Annotated in this window: 5 protein-coding genes; 2 read left to right on the top strand and 3 right to left on the bottom strand. The window is 72.7% G+C overall.

The window, feature by feature from the left end:
- A partial coding sequence (locus tag VF468_07555) for a VOC family protein (GenBank protein ID HEX5878160.1) occupies window positions 1-201 on the bottom strand: 201 nt, incomplete at its 3' end.
- Between the two features lie 417 nt (window positions 202-618).
- Here VF468_07555 and VF468_07550 point away from each other — a divergent pair.
- Together VF468_07550 and VF468_07545 are read left to right on the top strand one after the other, a co-directional pair.
- Window positions 619-2112: a Ppx/GppA family phosphatase gene (locus VF468_07550; protein ID HEX5878159.1), complete on the top strand. Its 1494-nt coding sequence runs from the start codon at window positions 619-621 to the stop codon at window positions 2110-2112.
- 73 nt (window positions 2113-2185) lie between these two features.
- The gene (locus VF468_07545) at window positions 2186-2452 is read left to right on the top strand and encodes a GlsB/YeaQ/YmgE family stress response membrane protein (protein ID HEX5878158.1); all 267 of its coding nucleotides are present in this window, start codon (window positions 2186-2188) and stop codon (window positions 2450-2452) included.
- Between the two features lie 6 nt (window positions 2453-2458).
- Here the strand turns inward: VF468_07545 and VF468_07540 are convergent, their stop codons facing one another.
- Together VF468_07540 and VF468_07535 are read right to left on the bottom strand one after the other, a co-directional pair.
- Window positions 2459-3013 (bottom strand): hypothetical protein, encoded by a 555-nt coding sequence (locus VF468_07540; protein ID HEX5878157.1) that lies wholly within the window; start codon window positions 3011-3013, stop codon window positions 2459-2461.
- A 20-nt stretch (window positions 3014-3033) separates the two neighbouring features.
- Window positions 3034-3999 (bottom strand): serine hydrolase (locus tag VF468_07535; protein HEX5878156.1); only part of this gene is annotated, 966 nt, incomplete at its 5' end.

The raw sequence follows: 3999 nt of genomic DNA, 5'->3' as shown, positions 1-3999 counted from the left end.
GGGGCCGGCCACGGCGACATGGGTCGGGCCGCTCAGGGGCCGGTTGGCGTGGATCCAGAAGTCGGGCTTGCCGTCGCGGCCGAAGCCGGCGGAGCCGTCGCGCTCCATCAGGAGCTCGTAGCCGAGCGGGCGCAGCGCCCGCCGGTAGAACGCCTTGCTCGCCTCCAGGTCGCTGACTCCCAAGCCAACGTGGTCGATCATCCGCCGCTCCTCTCGTCGCCGATGCGGACCAAGGTACTTGCTCTGGTCACGCCGGCTGCTCGCCCGGACCCTGCTGGCGCAAGGGGAGGCGGAGCTCCCCGGGCAGGTCTGGCGCCGCGTGGTCGTCGTCGCGGCCATGGTCTCCGCCCCTGGTGGGAGGCGTGGTCAACGTCGCCGGGCGTACGGCGGTGTCCGAACCGGTACCGGGCGTCCCCGAACCGGGCGTCCAGGCGCCTGCGCTCGACCCGTCATGCCGGCAGCTCATCGCCTTCCCGAAGCGGGGATGGGTCTGCGTGGACCACCGCTGACCTGCACGCATGGCATCCGGCGCGGAGCTCGGCGGAACCTCGCGGTTCGCCGGGTTAGCATGGTCGGAGACGGACAGCTCGACGGCCCCACGGCCCGGGGAGGGCAGCCATGGCCACGATCGTCCCCCGTTGGGAATGGCGTGTCTTCGGCGACGACCTCGCCACGGCGGAGCAGGTCTTTGCCGAGCTGGCCCCGGGAGCGGTGGTGGAGAGCGACGAGCTCTACCTTCTCGCCGCCACCCGCGCCAACGTCAAGGTCCGCCACGACCTGCTGGACATCAAGGTGCTCCGGGAGGTCGACGATGACGGCCTGGAGCGGTGGGAGCCGGTGCTGAAGGAGGGCTTCCCGCTGCCGGCGGCCGAGGTCTCCAAGGTGTTCGACGCCCTTGGCGTCGAGCCGCCTCCGCTCGACCGGGACGCGTACACGCTCGACCAGCTCCTCGCCGAGGTGGTCGAGCCGGTCGGCGGGGTGCGGCCGGTGAGGGTCCACAAGCGGCGCGTCCGCTACACCATCGGCGGCTGCATGGCCGAGCTCTCCGATGTGGAGGCTGAGGGACACGGCACGCGGACGGTCGCGGTCGAGTCCGAGGACGCCTCCGCGGTCGTCGCCGCCGTCCGCAGCCTCGGCCTCGACGGCGAGGTGAACACGAGCTATCCGCTGGGGCTCGCGGCCCTCGTCGACGCCGGGCCTCGCCGCTACGCGGTGATCGACGTCGGGACGAACTCGATCAAGTTCCATATCGCCGAGCGCGACGCCGCCGGGCGGTGGCACACCATCGTCGACCGCGCCGAGATGACCCGTCTCGGCGAGAAGCTCCAGGAGCGGGGGACGATCTCGAACGAACCGCTGGAGCGGACGCTGGCCGCGATCGCCGGCATGGTCGAGGAGGCGAGACGCCACGGGGTGCGGGCGACCGCCGCGGCCGGCACGGCGGGACTGCGGATCGCCCGGAACCGCGACGACGTCGTCGCGGCGATCCAGTCCCGCACCGGCGTCGCCGTCGAGGTGATCGAGGGCGAGGAGGAGGGCCGGCTCGCCTATCTCGCGGTGCGGGCCGAGCTGGGCGTGGGCGAGGGGTCGCTGGCCGTGTTCGACACCGGTGGCGGCAGCACCCAGTTCACCTTCGGGCAGGGTGAGCGCGTCGACGAGCACTTCAGCGTGAACGTCGGCGCCGTGCGCTACACCGAGCGCTTCGGCCTCGCCGGCGCCGTGACACCCGAGGTGCTGCGCGACGCCATGGCGGCGATCTCCGCCGACCTCTCCCCCATCGACGGCCGCCCGCCGCCAGACGTCCTGGTGGCGATGGGCGGCGCGGTGACGAACCTCACGGCCGTCAAGCTCGGGCTGGCCACCTACGACCCCGACGCCGTCCAGGGCGCGGTCCTCGACCGGTCCGAGGTCGACCGCCAGATCGAGCGCTACCGGTCGCGCGACGCCGACGCCCGCCGCGGGACCGTCGGGCTGCAGCCCAAGCGGGCCGACGTCATCCTGGCCGGCGCGTGCATCGTCCGGACGGTCATGGAGAAGCTGGGGCAGCAGACGCTGACCGTGAGCGACCGGGGCCTGCGTCACGGGCTGCTGATCGACCGGTTCGGCGGATAGCCCTCGGCGCGTTCACCGCATCCGCCCGCCTGGCCGTAAGATCGCGCCTGCACTGGTGGGAGAGGAGTCATCGATGATCCTGTTGTTCATCCTTGTCTGGGGCATGTTCGCCGGCTGGATCGCGCACCTGCTCCTGGCCCGGAACCAGCCCATCAACTGGGCCGAGCTGCTGGTCGTCGGCCTGGCCGGGTCGTTCGTCGGAGGGCTGCTGGTCAGCCTGCTCAGCGGAGACGGGCTGGCCCTGCGACCCAGCGGCATCATCGGGTCGATCATCGGCGCGGTCATCCTGCTCGCCGCCTGGCAGGCCATCCGGCCAGCCGCACGCCGCCGAGCCAGATAGCGGACCTCACGGCCGCCGGGTCGTCAGCAGGCGGCGGCCGAGCAGGACCAGGCCGGCAAGGATCAGCAGGACCGCGAGGGTGTAGCGGCCGGCCCCTCCGGGGGTGCGGCCGCCGATGCCGATGACGGCCTCGAACAGCACCGCGAAGGCCAGGAAGGCGACCAGGCCGGTCGCGATCAGCCAGCCGCCGCTGGCGGCCAGGTCCCGGCGGCCGCGGGCGATCCCGGCCAGCCACCGGCCGATCCCGGCGCCGACGACCAGCAGGGTCCAGGCATACGACCAGGTCTCGAAGCGGTCGGTGGTGTGCTGGACCAGCAGCACCAGGCCGACCATCGTGACCACGCCCCCGGCCATGGCCAGGACCTCACCCGGCCGGCCGTCCCCGGTCAGGCCGAGCCCCAGCAGGCCGAGGCCGGGCAGGATCACGAACAACGGCCAGCCGACCCGTCCCAGCTCCAGCTCCAGGGCCTGGCCGGCCAGGACCAGCACCCCGAGCAGCAACAGCAGCCCGCCCAGGGCCGCCTCCCGGTCGGGCTGTCGCCGTCCTCGGCCGTCTTCCACCGTCGCCTCCCAGCACGCCGTCAAGGTCGGGTCGTCGTGGCCCGTTCGGCCTCGTCCAGCCGCCGGGCGAGGTCGTCGAGCAGCTCCGGCCAGTACCGGTAGCCGGCGTCCCGGCCGAAGCGGACCAGGACCAGGTCGCTGGCCGGGACCACGTAGATGTGCTGGCCGTACTTGCCCCTGGCGAACTGGGCGCGGGGCCGGCGCTGGTCCTGGACCCACCAGAACCACTGGTAGGCGCCGGCCGGCCCCCGACCCCGGGTCGACACCAGGGCCGGGTCCCGCACCCAGGCCCTCGGCACCAGCTGGCGGCCCCTGAAGGCGCCGTCGCGGGCGAACAGCAGCCCGAACCTGGCGAAGTCGGCCGCCCTGGCGTTCAGCCCGCTCTCCATCTTCTCGAACCCGCTGGCCCGGCTGTCCAGGCTCCAGGAGCCGTCGGCCTCCATCCCCAGCGGCCGCCACAGCCTGGTCTCCAGGTAGGCCGAGACCGGCATGCCGACCGCCCGCTCCAGGGCCAGCCCGACCAGCAGCGGGTTGAAGTTGTTGTAGTGGAAGCGGCGGCCCGGCGCCTCCGCCACCTCGGTCTCGCGCAGGGCCAGCGACCGAAGATCAGGCGCGTAGTAGGTGGCGGTGTCGTCTCCCCAGGGGCCGCCGTCCTCCTCGTAGCGGAGCCCGGAGGTCATGGTCAGCAGCTGTCGCAGGGTGATCTTGCCGAAGCGCCGGTCACGCTCGGCCAGCTCGGGTACGTAGCGGGTGATCGGGTCGTCGACCGAGCCGATCCGGCCTTCGCCGATGGCGATCCCGACCAGGACCCCAAGCACCGACTTGGCCACCGACATCGAGGTCTGGACGGTATCGGGTCCGGCCCGGTTGAAGTAGCCCTCGTACAGCAGGGTGTCCCCGCGGACGATCAGGAACGCGGTGGTGTCGCTGGCGGCCAGGAACTGCTCGAGGTCGCGCTCGACCCGCCGGTCGCCGTCCTGCACGCT

The sequence above is a fragment of the Actinomycetota bacterium genome (assembly GCA_036280995.1).
GTDB lineage: Bacteria > Actinomycetota > CALGFH01 > CALGFH01 > CALGFH01 > CALGFH01.
The sequence above is the reverse complement of the archived record's forward strand: the minus strand, read 5'-3'. Positions and strand labels throughout refer to the sequence as shown.

Excerpts from the sequence above, each read along its gene's own strand:
- VF468_07545 (HEX5878158.1), top strand. The coding sequence starts at position 2,186 with ATGATCCTGTTGTTCATCCTTGTCTGGGGCATGTTCGCCGGCTGGATC.
- VF468_07550 (HEX5878159.1), top strand. The coding sequence starts at position 619 with ATGGCCACGATCGTCCCCCGTTGGGAATGGCGTGTCTTCGGCGACGAC.